Source organism: Kitasatospora sp. NBC_01250 (assembly GCF_036226465.1).
Lineage (GTDB): Bacteria > Actinomycetota > Actinomycetes > Streptomycetales > Streptomycetaceae > Kitasatospora.
In genome coordinates this window covers 3,519,789-3,534,800 of sequence record NZ_CP108476.1, presented here as the reverse complement: position 1 = coordinate 3,534,800, position 15,012 = coordinate 3,519,789, and the positions used below count along the sequence as shown (strand labels likewise).

The 15,012-nt window shown below is 72.4% G+C and carries 14 protein-coding genes; 8 read left to right on the top strand and 6 right to left on the bottom strand.

Translation table 11 applies throughout. The features are described 5' to 3' along the window. Positions 1-35 precede the first annotated feature (35 nt). The 7 genes from OG500_RS14305 to OG500_RS14275 all read left to right on the top strand — a co-directional run bounded on the left by OG500_RS14305 (position 36) and on the right by OG500_RS14275 (position 6,350). The gene (locus tag OG500_RS14305) at positions 36-716 is read left to right on the top strand and encodes a TylF/MycF/NovP-related O-methyltransferase (protein WP_442907038.1); all 681 of its coding nucleotides are present in this window, start codon (positions 36-38) and stop codon (positions 714-716) included. Next, positions 717-1,484 carry an NAD-dependent epimerase/dehydratase family protein gene (locus OG500_RS14300; protein WP_329580338.1) on the top strand — a complete coding sequence of 256 codons (768 nt, stop codon included), beginning with the start codon at positions 717-719 and terminating at the stop codon, positions 1,482-1,484. 20 nt (positions 1,485-1,504) lie between these two features. After that, positions 1,505-3,004, top strand: coding sequence for an FAD-dependent monooxygenase (locus OG500_RS14295; protein ID WP_329580335.1), 1,500 nt, complete (start codon positions 1,505-1,507; stop codon positions 3,002-3,004). 60 nt (positions 3,005-3,064) lie between these two features. Continuing rightward, positions 3,065-3,322 carry an acyl carrier protein gene (locus OG500_RS14290; RefSeq protein WP_329580332.1) on the top strand — a complete coding sequence of 86 codons (258 nt, stop codon included), beginning with the start codon at positions 3,065-3,067 and terminating at the stop codon, positions 3,320-3,322. A gap of 321 nt (positions 3,323-3,643) precedes the next feature. Continuing rightward, a complete protein-coding gene (locus OG500_RS14285; protein ID WP_327067104.1) occupies positions 3,644-4,423 on the top strand; it encodes an HAD-IIA family hydrolase in 780 nt (259 codons plus the stop codon). Positions 4,424-4,593: 170 nt separating this feature from the next. Further along, on the top strand, positions 4,594-5,295 hold the full coding sequence (locus OG500_RS14280; protein WP_442789332.1) for a uracil-DNA glycosylase: 702 nt from the start codon (positions 4,594-4,596) through the stop codon (positions 5,293-5,295). Between the two features lie 137 nt (positions 5,296-5,432). Further along, on the top strand, positions 5,433-6,350 hold the full coding sequence (locus OG500_RS14275; RefSeq protein ID WP_329580328.1) for an alpha/beta fold hydrolase: 918 nt from the start codon (positions 5,433-5,435) through the stop codon (positions 6,348-6,350). 4 nt (positions 6,351-6,354) lie between these two features. Here OG500_RS14275 and OG500_RS14270 read toward each other — a convergent pair whose 3' ends face one another. From OG500_RS14270 to OG500_RS14260, 3 genes are all read right to left on the bottom strand, one after another. After that, positions 6,355-7,671: a hypothetical protein gene (locus OG500_RS14270; protein WP_329580325.1), complete on the bottom strand. Its 1,317-nt coding sequence runs from the start codon at positions 7,669-7,671 to the stop codon at positions 6,355-6,357. A gap of 282 nt (positions 7,672-7,953) precedes the next feature. Next, positions 7,954-8,550 carry a DedA family protein gene (locus tag OG500_RS14265; protein WP_329580322.1) on the bottom strand — a complete coding sequence of 199 codons (597 nt, stop codon included), beginning with the start codon at positions 8,548-8,550 and terminating at the stop codon, positions 7,954-7,956. 403 nt (positions 8,551-8,953) lie between these two features. Then, entirely contained in the window at positions 8,954-10,228 is a 1,275-nt protein-coding gene (locus OG500_RS14260) for a multidrug effflux MFS transporter (protein ID WP_329580319.1), read from the bottom strand. Between the two features lie 121 nt (positions 10,229-10,349). Between OG500_RS14260 and OG500_RS14255 the strand changes: the two genes are divergently transcribed. Continuing rightward, positions 10,350-11,435, top strand: a complete 1,086-nt coding sequence (locus OG500_RS14255) for an LLM class flavin-dependent oxidoreductase (protein ID WP_329580316.1) — start codon at positions 10,350-10,352, stop codon at positions 11,433-11,435. Here OG500_RS14255 and OG500_RS14250 read toward each other — a convergent pair. From OG500_RS14250 to OG500_RS14240, 3 genes are all read right to left on the bottom strand, one after another. Then, positions 11,432-13,411, bottom strand: a complete 1,980-nt coding sequence (locus tag OG500_RS14250) for a putative bifunctional diguanylate cyclase/phosphodiesterase (protein WP_329580312.1) — start codon at positions 13,409-13,411, stop codon at positions 11,432-11,434. The two genes, OG500_RS14255 and OG500_RS14250, sit on opposite strands and share 4 nt — an antisense overlap. Positions 13,412-13,686: 275 nt before the next feature. Continuing rightward, the gene (locus OG500_RS14245) at positions 13,687-14,112 is read right to left on the bottom strand and encodes an OsmC family protein (RefSeq protein WP_329580309.1); all 426 of its coding nucleotides are present in this window, start codon (positions 14,110-14,112) and stop codon (positions 13,687-13,689) included. 82 nt (positions 14,113-14,194) lie between these two features. Next, a complete protein-coding gene (locus OG500_RS14240; RefSeq protein ID WP_329580306.1) occupies positions 14,195-14,962 on the bottom strand; it encodes a VOC family protein in 768 nt (255 codons plus the stop codon). Between the last annotated feature and the right edge of the window lie 50 nt (positions 14,963-15,012).

Genomic DNA, 15,012 nt, shown 5'->3' with positions numbered 1-15,012 from the left:
TTCGACCGATGACCTACGACAGCGAGGAAGAACCAGTGACGACGACCAAGCAGGCGGCTGACGAACGCGACCTGGAGGATCTGCGCGAGTGGCTACTGCGCGAGCACGGTGAGACCGTCGACCCCGACCGCCTCCGGTTCGTCCGGGCCGAGGTCGAACGCATCGTCGCGGAGGGCGTGCCCGGTGCGGTGGTGGAGCTCGGCTGCTTCCGCGGCGCGATGACGCTGTGGATCCGGTCGATCCTGGACGCGCTGGGCGACGACCGGCCGGTACACGCCTTCGACTCCTTCCAGGGCCTGCCCGACAGCACCGAGGAGGACGAGATCGTCATGCCGCTCGGGGCGATGTCGGCAAGCCAGGCGGAGGTCCTGGCGACCTTCGCCGAGCGGGGCAAGACCCCGCCGCTGATGTACCCCGGGTGGTTCGAGGACACGCTGCCCACCCAGCTGCCGGAGCAGATCGCGTTCGGCTACCTCGACGGCGACCTCTACAGCTCGACGGTGGTCTCGCTCGCCGAGTGCGTGCCGCGGCTCGCGCTCGGCGGGGCGGTCCTTTTCGACGACTACGCGGACCCCGAGGCCAACCCGCTGACCGTGGTCAAGTTCCCCGGCGTTAAGACCGCTTGCGACGAGTACTTCGGCTCGCCCTCGCCGGTCGAGGTGCTGATCGGCGAGGGTGATCTCGCCTACGGACGCTACGTGCGGCCGCTGTCCTGAATGGATATCGTCGGCAATGGGTTTCTGGCCGGGCACCTGGCGGCCATGGCGGAACGCCACAGCAAGGTGGTGGTCGCCGCGGCCGGGGTCTCCGCAGCCCAGCACACCGCACCCGAGGCCTTCCGGAGGGAGGCGGCACTCGTGCGCGGCCTGGTCGACCGCTGCCTGTGCAGTGGTGAGCGCCTGGTCTTCTTCTCCACGGCGTCCAGCGGCATCTACAACCAGCCCGGATCCCCGGGAACCGAGGACGGCTTGGTGTCCCCCGGTACCGCGTACGGGCGTCACAAGTACAGCCTGGAGCAGGAGCTGGCCGCCTCCACGGTGGACTGCCTGATCCTGCGGCTGGGCCACGTGGTGGGTCCGGACCAGCCGGCCCACCAACTGCTGCCCGCGCTGGCGGCGCAGGTACGGTCCGGCCGCGTGCGGATCCTCTCGGGTGCGCGCCGGGACCTGATCGACGTCGGCGACGTGGTGAGGATCATCGACGCGCTGCTCGCCGCGGGCGTGAGCCGTACCACGGTCAACGTGGCGTCGGGCCACGCCGTGCCCGTCGAGCGCATCGTCGAGCGCATCCAGTCGCGGCTCGGGGTGACGGCGGAGTGGAGCTACAGCGCGCCCGGCGTCACCCAGGAGATCTGCATTGCGAAGCTGCGCCGCCTCGTCTCGGCGGTGGACTCCATGGGCTTCGGCCCCGACTACTACCGCGGGGTCCTTGACAAGTACCTCCCGCTCGGCCGGCTCGACGAGCCGACCGGGTCACCCACGTAACTCCCTGTGAGGAGGACCAGATGGCTGATGTGATCATCGCCGGCGGCGGACCGGTGGGCATGCTGCTCGCCTGCGAACTGCGGCTACGGGACATCGATGTGGTGGTGCTGGAGAAGCTGCCCCAGCCCAGCCCGCACTCGCGTGCCTTCCGACTGCAGCCGCGGACGATGGAGCTGCTCGACTACCGCGGCCTGGCGGAGCGGTTCCGTCAGGGCCGCAAGGAGTGGCCCAAGGCCCATTTCGCCGGGCTGCAGCCGCTGCTGGAGCTGGGTGAGTTGGACAGTGAGCACCCCTACTCGCTGCTGATCCCGCAAGCGGAGACCGAGCGGTTGCTGGCCGCGCGGGCCGCCGAGCTGGGCGCCGTCGTCCGGCGCGGTCACGCGGTCGTCGCGCTGGACCAGCACGACGAGGGCGTGCGCGTCGAGGTGGCGGGTGACGATGGCCCGTACACCCTGCGGGCACGGTTCCTGGTGGGGTGCGACGGCGGCCGCAGCACCGTGCGCAGGCTGGCCGGCTTCGCCTTCCCCGGGTCCGAGGCCCAGGTGACCGCGCTGCTCGGTGACGTGGCCCTGCCGGATCCCGTACAGCTGCCGATGGGTCTGCCCGGTACCGCGCGCACTCCGCGTGGCCTGCTGATGGCGGTGGCCCTCCAGCCCTCCGTGACCCGTGTCCTGACAACCGAGTTCATCTCACCGCGGGCTGAGAGCGATGCCCCGGTCACTGTCGACGAGCTGCGCGCGGCCATCGACCGGGTCATCGGCCGGCCGGTCGACATCGGTGAGGCGCACTGGTTGTCGCGCTTCAGTGATGCCACGCGGCTGGTCGAGGAGTACCGCCGGGGGCGGGTCCTGCTGGCCGGCGACGCCGCGCACATCCACTTCCCGATCGGGGCGCAGGGCCTCAGCCTGGGTCTGCAGGAGGCGATGAACCTGGGCTGGAAGCTCGCGGCCGAGGTGCGCGGGGAAGCGCCGGCCGGACTGCTTGACAGCTACCACTTGGAGCGTCACCCCGTCGCCCGGCGGGTCCTGCGCGAGACCAGGGTCCAACTGGCACTGATGAACCCCGACGAGAGCACCGACCCGCTGCGGGAGGTCTTCGGTGAGTTGCTGGCCATCCCCGCCGTCAACCGGCACCTGGCCGCCCTGGTCTCCGGAACCGACGTCCGCTACGCGGCTGACGGGGATGATCACGCCCTGGTCGGCTGCCCCGCACCCGTGCTGGACCTGAAGACCGACGACGGCCGGACCACCCGGATCCCCGAGTTGCTCGCCTCCGGCAGGGGAGTGCTCCTGGTCCTGGCGGAGTCCGCGGCCGGGCAGCACCGCACACCCGTGCCGCTGCCAGACGGTGTCGACCTGGTGGTTGCCACCACCTCGCGGGATCCCGGCGTCGACGCGCTGCTGCTACGCCCGGACGGCCATGTCGCCTGGGCCGGCAGTGTGGACGACCTGGCGCTGCCCAGGGCCCTTGCGGCCTGGTTCGCGACGGATCTCGAAGCCGGCTTGAAGCGGGATACCTAGAGTGACCGAGTTCCTGGCGAACGGACACAGCCGACCAGCAGGACGGGAAAGGGAGAGCACATGAAGGAGTTCACTCTCGAGGACGTACGCCGCATCATGCGGTCCTGCGCCGGCGAGGACGACACGCTGAACCTGGCGGGCGACATCCTCGACGTCCGGTTCACCGAACTCGGCTACGACTCGCTGGCCCTCTTGGAAGCGGCGGCCGTCATCGAGCGGGAGTGTGGCGTTGAGCTCCCCGACGAGGGCCTGCACGAGCTCGACACCCCGGGCAAGCTCATTGACTTTGTGGGTGAGAGCCTCACCGTCTCGTCATGAGGCCTGCGGCTGGGCGCTGGACGGGGATCCACCCCGTAGGCGACAAACGCCCGTTCGGAATGTCGAACGGGCGTTTCGCCGTGCCGGCGGAGGAAGTCTCCGGTGACGTGGATCCGGCGGCCCGGGGTGATCGCCCGCTCCCTTGAACCCGCACCGGCGCACGGTCGACCTGGCATGCCACCCGACCGCACTGTGTGTCTCGATGATGGGCGACTACTCTGGTCCGCGTTGGGGCAGCCCGTGCTGGCCGGCCGAAGGTGTCCGGTCCGGAGCGATGTGCAAGATCGTTCAGAGCTTTTGCAAGACCGAGGAGACACCTGCATGGCAGAGCGCAAGCCGATCGAGTCCTGGCTGACCGACATGGACGGGGTCCTGATCCACGAGGGCACCCCGATCCCGGGCGCCGACGAGTTCATCCGCCGGCTCAAGGAGTCCGGCAAGCCGTTCCTGGTGCTGACCAACAACTCGATCTACACCCCGCGCGACCTGGCCGCCCGGCTCTCCGGGATGGGCCTGGAGGTGCCGGAGGAGTGCATCTGGACCTCCGCGCTGGCCACCGCGAAGTTCCTGGCCGGCCAGCGCCCCGGCGGCACCGCCTACGTGATCGGCGAGGCGGGCCTGACCACCGCGCTGTACCAGGCGGGTTACGTGCTGACCGACAACAACCCGGACTACGTGGTGCTGGGCGAGACCCGCACCTACAGCTTCGAGGCGCTGACCAAGGCGATCCGGCTGATCAACGCCGGGTCCCGGTTCATCTGCACCAACCCGGACGAGACCGGTCCGTCCACCGAGGGGGTGCTGCCGGCCACCGGCTCGGTGGCCGCGCTGATCACCAAGGCCACCGGCGTCGAGCCGTACTTCGTCGGCAAGCCCAACCCGCTGATGATGCGCGAGGCGCTGAACACCGCCGGGGCGCACTCGGAGAGCGCGGTGATGATCGGCGACCGGATGGACACCGACATCGTGGCCGGCCTGGAGGCGGGCATGGAGACGGTGCTGGTGCTCACCGGGCTGACCGCCGCCGAGGACGTGGAGCGGTTCCCGTACCGGCCGACCCGGGTGGTCAAGTCGATCGCCGACCTGATCGAGCTGGTCTGACGCACGGTCACGCGGCGGCCCGGTGCTGCCGGGCCGCCCGCCGCACCCGCGGGCGCGGCTGTTGTCGGCGCGGCTGTGTAGCGTTCGCGGTGAACGGTTGACGGGCGGGCCGGTTGGCCCGGTGTGGGAAGGTTGATGTGGTGACCGAGGTCGCTGAGGTGGATGCCGCCGTGTCGGGAGTCGAGCCCGGGGGAGAGTTCGAACTGCCGGACTCCTGGCGGGAGGTGCTGGCCGGGGAGACCGAGCAGCCGTACTTCGCCGAGCTGGCCGGCTACGTCGCCGCCGAGCGGGCCGAGCACGAGGTGTTCCCGCCGCGCGGGCAGGTCTTCTCGGCGCTGGCCGCCACCGCCTACCAGGACGTGCGGGTGCTGGTGCTCGGCCAGGACCCGTACCACGACAACGGCCAGGCGCACGGCATGAGCTTCTCGGTGCTGCCGGGGACCAGGACCCCGCCCTCGCTGCGCAACATGTTCAAGGAGCTCAACACCGACCTCGGCCTGCCGGTGCCGGACAACGGCTACCTGATGCCCTGGGCCGAGCAGGGCGTGCTGCTGCTCAACGCGGTGCTCACGGTGCGCGCGCACGAGGCCAACTCGCACAAGGGCAAGGGCTGGGAGAAGTTCACCGACGCGGTGATCAAGGCGGTCAGCGCCCGTCCCGAGCCGTGCGTCTTCGTGCTCTGGGGCAACTACGCCAAGAAGAAGCTGCCGCTGATCGACACCGAGCGGCACGTCGTGGTCCAGGGGGCGCACCCCTCGCCGCTGTCGGCCCGGCTCTTCCTCGGCAGCAAGCCGTTCTCGCAGATCAACGACGCGCTGACCGGCTTCGGCAGCGAGCCGGTTGACTGGCGCATCCCGGACCTCAAGGGCTGACGGGCGCCGGGCGGCCGACGGCGCCCGAGGTGGTGACGGGCACCACTGCGGGGCGCCGAGGGGGGTTGGCCGACGCCATGTCGGGGGGTGCCGGGGCGGCGGTACGGTGCCGGGACCCCAGCTGGAAGGTGGCGTCGATGAGGTCCGACCGGTCCGCGTGTCCGTCCGTGGTCGAGGAGGTGGCGGTCGCGGTTCCCGGCGGCGAGTTGGCCGTGCTGCGCTGGCCGGGGTCCGAGCCCGGTGCTCCGGTGGTGCTGGCGTTGCACGGCATCACCGCGAACGGGCGGGCCTGGGACCTGGTGGCCCGCGAACTGGCCGGGCGGGTCACGCTGCTGGCGCCCGACCTGCGCGGCCGGGCCGGCAGTGCGGGGCTCGGCGGCCCGTACGGGATGGCCCGGCACGCGGACGACATGGCCTCGGTGCTGCGCCAACTGGCGGGCGGGGCGGGCCCGGTGGTGGTGGCGGGGCACTCCATGGGGGCCTTCGTGACCACCCGGCTGGCGGTGCGGCACCCCGAACTGGTGCGCCGGGTGGTGCTGGTGGACGGCGGGGTCGGGTTTCCGCTGCCGACCGGGACCGGTCCCGAGGCGCTCGCCGCGATGCTCGGCCCGGCGGTGGCCCGGCTCTCGATGACCTTCGCGGACGTGGCGGCCTACCGTGCCTTCTGGCAGGCGCACCCGGCCTGGCCGAGCCTGGACGAGACGGTGGCGCAGGCCTATCTGCTGCGCGATCTGACCGGTAGCGAGCCGCTGTTGCGCTCCGGGTGCGAGCGCGAGGCGGTGGAGGCCGACGGCACGCAGCTGCTGCTCGACCCGCAGGCCGCCGCCGCGGTGCGCCAACTGCCGTGCCCCGCCGAGCTGCTCTGGGCCGAGCGCGGTCTGTTCGACGAGCCCGAGGCGGTCTACGACGAGAAGCGGCTGGCCAGGGCCGAACTGACCGGCCCTGACCTGGCGCTGCGCCAGGTCAGGGGCAGCAATCACTACTCGATCCTGATGGGCCGGGCCGGTGCCCCGCTGGTCGCCGAGCGGATCCTGGCGGCCGCGAACCCGGCCTGACGGACTACTGGGCCGCCGGGCTGCCGGAGGCGGGGGCGGCGCCGGGGGCGCCGAGGAAGCTCTCCCAGCCGCCGGCCGGCGCCTGGCCGATGCCCAGCGAGCGCAGCTTGCGCAGGGTGGACTCGTCCTGCACCTCCAGCCACTCGACCAGCTGGCGGAAGGACACCATCCGCACCTCGGGCTTGCCGGCGATGGCCTTGATGGTCGCCTCCACGGCGTCCATGTAGATGCCGCCGTTCCACTGCTCGAAGTGGTTGCCGACGAAGAACGGTGCCCGGTTGCCGTTGTAGGCGCGGTTGAAGCCGGCCAGGTAGGAGCCGGCCGCCGCGTCGCGCCACTCGTTGAACTTGCCCGGGTCGCCCTTGGGGTCGCCGTTCGACTGGTTGGCCATGATGTTGTAGTCCATCGAGAGCACCTCGAAGGAGTGCCCCGGGTACGGGATGGACTGCAGCGGGAAGTTCCAGATCGCGCCGTTCTGCACCTTCTGCGGCCAGACCTGCTTCTCGCCCGGCGAGCTGGCGTCGTACTTCCAGCCGAGCTTGGCGGCGGTCGGCAGCAGGTTCTTCTGCCCGTCCAGGCAGGGGGTGCGACCGCCGATCAGTTCCTTGGTGTAGTCGAAGGGCAGCGGCGGCAGGTCGGTGAAGCCGGTGTTGGTCTTCCACTGGGTGACGAAGGAGACCGCCTGCTGGATCTCGCTCTCCCAGTCCTCCGGCGACCACTTGTTGACGCCGTTGTGGTCGGGGCGGGTGGAGCAGAAGTGGCCGTTGAAGTGGGTGCCGATCTCGTGCCCCGCGAGCCAGGCCTGGCTGACCATCTTGATGGTGTTGCGTATCGCGCCGTCGGACAGGTACGGGATGTCGGAGGCGCCGACCGAGTGCTGCGGCGGGTGGTAGAGGCTGGTCTTCGTCTTGGGCAGCGTGTAGATGCCGGAGAGGAAGAAGGTGAAGGTGGCCTTGTACTGGTCGGCGAGCTTGAGGAAGCGGTCGAACTGGCCGTCGTCGGTGGCGCCGGCGCCGTCCCAGGAGAAGACCACGAACTGCGGGGGGCGCTCGCCGGGCTTGAGCTTCTCGGCCTTGGGCTGGTTCGGCTGCGGGCCGGTGTCGGAGGTCGAGCCGTCGCCGATCGGGGTCACCTTGCCGGACGGCGAGCCGGAGGGCGAGGGGGCCGGGCTGCCGCCGCCGGACGCGCCGCCCGGGCTGCCGGCGCCGCCCGGCGCGCTGTCGGAGTGTGAGGCACTGCTGCTGCCGCACGCGGTGAGTGCCCCGAGGGCGGCCGTGGCCGCCCCGGCGCCCAGTACGGTCCTGCGCGAGATGCTGCTCATGGTCTCCCCAGCCAGCTCGAACCAGGCCGCTTCCGCGGGCATTGCGGAAGCTGCCAGGGTAATTACGGCATTTGATCAGATTATTTAAACCAGGATGTCATGCGGCACTGGTTGGATCCAGGAGCAACCGTACCCGCGCCGCCTCTGGAGATGACGCCAAAAGTCGGCCGATGGCTGCGTCGGCGGGGTTCTGTTGCAGTCCTGGGACATTTCGGACGTGCGAGCGGGCAGGGGCAGGGGCAACACCCCGGCGGCCGTGGGGAACCCGGGGCCCGGTGGGTCTCAGACGGGGTCGACGGGCAGCGCGGCGGCCAGCCGCCGGTGCCGGCGGACCAGGCGCGCGACGGCGGCGCTGATCGCGGTCGCGGCGGCGCAGGAGACCGCCATGCTCAGCCAAGTGGTGTTGAACCAGTGGCTGTTCAGCCAGCCCAGGGTCACGATGTAGCCGGCCCAGACCAGGGCGGCCAGCGCCGACCAGCGCAGGAAGCGGTGCGAGGGGGCCGGCGAGTGGCCGATCGCCAGGTCCAGCACGGTGCGGCCACCCGGCACGAAGCGGGCCACGATCACCACGGCGGCGGCGGTCCGGTTGGTCCGCCCGTCCAGTGCGTGCTGCACCCGGCGGATGTTGCCGGCCATCTTCGGCCGCTTCGCCAGCCGGCGCCGCACGAAGGGTGCGCCGCGCCGGGCCAGGGCGAGCAGCAGCACGTCGCCGAGGAAGGAGGAGAGGGCGACGGCGCCGGCCAGGATCAGCGGCGCACCGGCTATCCGGTCGGTCTTCAGGACGGCCAGGATCACCAGGGTGCCGCTGGGCAGGAAGGGCAGGAAGGCGTCGCCGAGGACGGCCAGCACGGCCAGCACACAGAACCAGGACGACGTCACGAGCGCCGCGCTTCCCAATGGATCCAACTCCCTCCGGACCGCCCGGAGGAGAACAGGTGGCTCAGGGGTACCACGCTATCGGCTCTGTATGAACGCTTGCTGAGGGCCCCCTGCGCTGCGCGCTCCTCGGGTACCGGGCGGCGCCGCGGACAGGCGTGGACAGGCGTGGACCCCCGCGACGGGGTGTCCGTCGCGGGGGTCCACGAGGGTCGCCCGGAACTGGTCCAGTCCACTGGCGTGACTGAGGCGCGGGCGCTGATCGGCGCCCCGCTGCGGCATCCAGCCTGCCCGACCCGAGGGGCGCTTAGCGAGATCGGCGGCTGGCGAGAACCGGCGCTGGCGTGATCCCGCCAACACGCAGGGCGACGATGCGCAGCCGGCGGGCCGCCCCGCTGACACCGGATCAGCCGCGCAGCGGGTCCGGCACCGCCTGCCAGGGCCGGACCAGCAGCACGAAGGAGGCCAGCGTCGCCAGTGCCATGCCGAGGATCACCACCGCCATCGGCAGCGCGCTGTCGTGCCCGCCGAGGCCGACCAGGGCCGGCGCGATCGCCCCGGTGAGGAACTGCATGGTGCCCAGCAGCGCGGAGGCGGTGCCGGCCGCGTGCGGGGCGCGCTGCAGGGCCAGCGCCGAACTCGGCGTGCTGACGATGCCGAGCCCGGCCGCCATCACGAAGAGCCCCGCGGTGATCCCGGGCAGGCCGCCGTGGTGCCCGGCCGCCATCAGCACCAGCGCCACCCCGGAGAGTGCGAGCAGCAGGGCCCCGGCGAGCTGGATCAGGTGCGAGGGGAACCGGCCCAGCAGCCGGCGGCCGGTCAGCTGGGACAGGCCCGCCAGCCCGACCTGGACCAGCGCGAAGACCAGGCTGTAGCGCTGCGCCGAGCCGTGGTAGACCTCCTGCACCACGTAGGGCGAGCCGGCGATGAAGGCGAACAGCGCGCCGAAGCCGAAGGACACCGTCAGCAGGTAGGCGCTGAACAGCCGGTCGGCCAGCAGGCCGCGCATGGTCCGCAGGGTGTCGCGCAGCCCGCCGGTGCGGCGCTGCCCGGGCGGCAGCGTCTCGCGCACCAGCAGCACGGAGGTGACCAGGATCACCAGGCCGAGCACGGTGAGCACCCCGAACACCCCGCGCCAGGAGGTGACGCGCAGCAGCTGCCCGCCGAGCACCGGCGCCACCAGCGGTGCCGAACCGGAGATCAGCATCAGCGAGGAGGCGAACCGGGCGGCGGCCAGACCGTCGAACAGGTCGCGCACCACGGCCCGCGAGATCACGATCCCGGCCGCGCCGGACAGGCCCTGCAGCACCCGGCAGGCGATCAGCACCCGGACGTCCACCGCGAGCGCGCAGCAGGCGGTGGAGAGCACGTACAGGCTCATGCCCACCAGCAGCGGGCGGCGCCGCCCGAGCGCGTCGCTGAGCGGCCCCGCCACCAACTGGCCGAGCGCGAGGCCGACCAGGCAGGCCGTCAGGGTCAGCTGGACCATGGCGTCCGAGGTGTGCAGGCCGGTGGTGATGCCGGGCAGCGACGGGAGGTACATGTCCATCGAGAGCGGCGCCAGCGCGCTCAGCGAGCCCAGCACCAGGGTCAGCAGCAGGCCGACCGACTGGACGGTGGTGAGGGGTTCCGGGGCGCGGGCGGGCGCCGGGGTGGTCGCGAGGCGGCGGCTGTCAGGCATCACCCCACCGTAGGGCCTGTACCGATGTCTCGAACACCACAACGGCCGCCCCGGGGAACAGGCGCCGGGCGCGCGCTGTTGTCCCGCTGCGGAACGGCAGTGCGAAGCGGAAGGTTGACCCATGACCGGCGAGGACCAGCGGCAGACCAGGCAGGACATCCGGGGGGTCGCGCGCGGCACCGCCCCCGCCCCGCTCTCGATCCTCGACCTCGCCCCGGTGGGTGCCGGCTACACCGCGGCCCAGGCGCTGACCGCCACCACCGAGCTGGCCCGCGGCGCCGAGCGCTGGGGCTACCACCGCTTCTGGGTGGCCGAGCACCACGGCATGCCGGGGGTGGCCAGCTCCACGCCCGCCGTGCTGATCGCCCACCTCGGGGCGCACACCAGCACGCTGCGGCTCGGCTCCGGCGGCGTGATGCTGCCCAACCACGCGCCGCTCGCCATCGCCGAGCAGTTCGGCCTGCTGGAGGCGCTGCACCCGGGCCGGATCGACCTGGGCCTGGGCCGGGCGCCCGGCACCGACCCGGCCACCGCCCGGGCGCTGCGCCGCGGCGAGCACGAGGACCCGGACGACTTCCCGCGCCGGCTGTCCGAGCTGACCCACTTCCTGGACGGCGACTTCCCCGCCGGGCACCCCTACGCCCGGCTCAGCGCGGTGCCGAACGGTCCCGAGCGCCCGCCGGTGTGGCTGCTCGGCTCCTCCGGCTTCAGCGCCCAGCTGGCCGGGCGGCTCGGCCTGCCGTTCGCCTTCGCGCACCACTTCAGCGCGGAGAACACGGTGCCCGCGCTGGAGCTGTACCGCAGCAGCTTCCAGCCCTCCGAGGTGCTGGCCGAGCCGTACGCGCTGATCGGCGTCAGCGCGGTGGCCGTGCCGGAGGGCGGGCGGCAGGCCGCGCGCCGGCTGGCCGCCTCGGCCGGGCTCGGCATGCTGCGGCTGCGCCGGGGCATGCCCGGGAAGATCCCCACCCCCGAGGAGGCCGCCGCCTACCCCTACAGCCCAGCCGAGGCCGACTTCCTGGAGAACTGGCTCGGCAACGTGGTGCTGGGCGCTCCGGAGGAGGTGGCCGAGGGGCTGGAGGAGCTGCGCAAGCGCACCGGCGCCGACGAGCTGATGGTCACCTCGCACGTGCACGGCCACCAGGCACGGCTGCTCTCCTACGAGTTGATCGCCCAGGCCTACGGCCTGGCGGCCGGCCAGGAGGGTTAGGGCCGCAGCGCGGGGTGGTCGGAGCCGGGCAGCTGGATCCGGCCCTCGCGCAGTATCCCGGCGACCAGTGAGGCCTCGCCGGGGCGGGCGAAGTACCAGCCCTGCGCGGTGTCGCAGCCGGTCAGCCGCAGCCGCTCGGCCTGGGCCGCGTTCTCGATGCCTTCGGCCGTCACGGTCAGGCCCAGGTCGTGGGCCAGGCGCACCATCGCGCCCACGATCTGCTCGTCCGCCTCGCTGCGGCGCGAGCGCAGGTCGGGGCGGCCGACCGGGGCCGGGTCGCGGAAGCCCTCGATGAAGGTGCCGTCCAGCTTCAGCGCGTGCACTGGCAGGCGGGAGAGGTAGGCGAGGTTGGAGTAGCCGGTGCCGAAGTCGTCGATGGCGATCCGCACGCCCATGTCGGCCAGCGCCTGCAGGGCCTGCAGCGGCCGGCCGCTGGGGCCGAGCACGGCGCTCTCGGTCAGCTCCAGCTGGAGCAGCCGGGCGGGCAGCCCGGTGCGCTCCAGCACCTGGGCGACGTCCGCGACCACGTCGGAGTCCCAGACCTGACGGGCCGCCAGGTTGACGCTGACGAAGGCCTCGGTGTCGGGGAACTCCGCCAGCCAGCCGCGCGCCTGCCGGCAGGACTCCTCCAGCACCCATTTGCCGAGCGGCACGATCGCCCCCGACTCCTCGGCCAGCGGGATGAACCGGTCCGGTGACAGGGTGCCGAACCGGGGGTGGCGCCAGCGCACCAGCGCCTCGGCGCCGTGCACGGTGCCGTCCGCCAGGCCCACCAGCGGCTGGTACTCCACGGTGAACTCGCCGCGCTCCAGCGCCGGGCGCAGCGCGGTGGTGAGCAGCCGGCGGGTCAGCTGGTGGGCACCGCGGTCGCGGTCGTAGAGGGTCCAGCGGGCGCGGCCGTCGGACTTGGACCAGTAGAGCGTGGCGTCGGCGTCCTTCACCAGGTCGGTGGGGCTGGTGCCCTGCACCGGGCGCTCCACCACCCCGACGCTGGCGGTGACCGCGAGCCGGTGCCCGGCCACCTCGAAGGGCCGCTCCAGCAGGGTGAGCAGCTGGGCGGCGAGGCCGGTCAGCTGCTCGCTGCCCTCGCTGTCGGCGACCAGCACGGCGAACTCGTCGCCGCCCAGGCGCGCCACCAGCAGCCCCTCGCCGGTGACGAAGCGCCGCTCCAGCCGGGCCGCGACGGCGCTCAGCAGCTGGTCGCCGATGTGGTGGCCGAGGGTGTCGTTGATCGCCGCGAAGCCGTCCAGGTCCACGTAGCAGACGCCGACCCGGCGCCCCGCGCCGTCGCCGGGGCGCTGCGGGTCGGGCAGGCAGGCGGCGTTGAGCCGGTCGAAGAAGAAGGTGCGGTTGGGCAGCCGGGTCAGCGGATCGTGCAGTGCCTGGTAGGCGAGGCGGTCGCCGAGCCGGCGCCGCTCGGTGATGTCCTCGAACATCGCCAGGGTGTAGAAGGGCTTGCCCTGGGCGTCGCGGACCAGCGTGATGGTCACGTTGCTCCAGACCTCGCGCCCCTCGCGGTGCTTGAGCTGCTTCTCCACCCGCAGCCGGTCGCGCTTGCCGTTCACCAGCTCCAGGTAGAGCCGGCGCGGGGTGTCCTCGGGGTCGATGATCTCGTGCAGGTGCATCCGGACCAGTTCGCCGACCTCGCGGCCGAGCATCGCGGCGAAGGCGGGGTTGGCCTCGATCACCAGGTCGTCGGTGTCGATCAGCAGCATGCCGATGCCCGCATCGGCGAAGGCGGCCCGGAACCGGGACTCGCTGGCGCGCAGGGCGGCGAGCAGCTCGTCGGTGTCGGCCGCCAGTGGTGCGCCCCGCTCGGCCGCGGCCGCGGGCACCGCCGCGGACAGGGGGGCCGCGCAGTTGGGGCAACAGGCGGGGGAGGGCAACCGGGTCGGTGGCGGCTCGGTGATGGGGAGCAGCGTGTCGGGACGCACGCCGTTGCGGTGTGCGTCGGCCCCCTCGTTCCGGCCTCGCACTGCACGCTCCCGTCCGCCGCTGACGCTCGCTTGCTCACGCTCTTCAGGGGCGCTGCTGATTGACGACGCGTCAGCCGGGTGGGCCGGACGGCTGTCAAGAGCAGAGCACTGTGCCCGATCATAGGGCGCCGGGGGAAGCCGGGGCCACAGCCGTCAGGGTGAATCACGGCTTCCGGTGGGAGCACGGGCGGGGACGGATACGCCCCCGGCGGGCACCGTGTGGTGCCCGCCGGGGGCGTGCGCGGGGCGGACGAGCCCCGGTCGGGCCGGGAGCCTCAGGCCAGCTTCGCGCTGAGCGTGATGGTGGTGCCTGCCAGCGCCTTGCTCACCGGGCAGTTGGCCTTGGCGTTCTCGGCGGCCTTGACGAAGCCGGCCTCGTCCAGGCCCGGCACCTCGCCGACCACGGTCAGGTGGATCCCGGTGATGCCGGGGCCCGGCTGGAAGGTGACCTCCGCCTGCACGTCGAGCTTGGTGGGCGGGGTGCCGGCACCGGCCAGGCCGTGCGAGAGGGCCATCGAGAAGCAGGCCGAGTGGGCGCCCGCGATGAGCTCCTCGGGGCTGGTCCTGCCGTTCGGCTCCTCGGACCGGGCCGGCCAGGAGACCGGGAACTGCCCGATGCCGGAAGAGGCGAAGGTCACCTCGCCACTGCCGTCGAGAAGGTTCCCCTGCCATGCGGTGCGAGCGGTGCGAACAGTTGCCACGATCGGTACCTCCTGCTGCTCTGATGCTCTGGAAAGAGACGTCGGTATGACAGATCCGGTCACGCCGGTCCCAGACTACTGGTCAGGGCAACTGGCAGAAGGTCACCTTGGCGCCGCCGGGGTCGGTGCACGGCACCATCCGTCCGTACGGCGAGTCGAACGGGTCGCGCAGCACCCGGCCGCCCAGGCCCGTCACCTGGTCGGCCGCGTGGTCCGCCTCGGGCACCGCGAAGTACACCGACCAGTACGGCTGGGGAACCGCGGCCCGGTAGCGGCCGCAGACCGGCAGGCCGTCCGTGCCGGGCACGCTCCAGGCGGTGTAGTCGAACGCGCTCCCGTCGCCGACCTGCTTCTGCTGGTAGGGGAAGAGCTCGGCGTAGAAGGCGTCCGCCTGGTCGGCCTCGGGGGTGGTGAGGTCGTGCCAGCACATCGCGCCCGGCTCCCCGTAGACCGCCGCGCCCGGGTGGCCGCCCGGCTGCCAGAGCCCGAAGGCGGCGCCGGCCGGGTCGTAGCCGAAGGCGAGGCTTCCTGCGCCCGGCACCCGGTGCGGGCCGAAGACCGCCGTGCCGCCCACCCGGGTCACCCGGTCGTAGACCGCGTCGAGTTCACCGGCGGCCAGGTAGACGTTCCAGGACCAGGGCAACTGCTCGGCGCCGGCCGGCGGTGGCAGCAGTCCGGCCGCGGGCCGGCCGTCGAGCAGGCACATGGTGTAGCCGTTGTACTCGGCCCCGAGCTGCTCGAACTCCCAGCCCAGGATGGGGCCGTAGAAATCCGCGGCGTCCAGCGGGTCGGCACAGGTCAGGTCGGTCCAGCAGGGAGCGCCGTCGGGGTAGGAGTCGCGCAGGGGCATGGGGGCGGGCCTTTCCGTGGGGGAGCTGTCTCTGCGTCAGAATCCGGCCG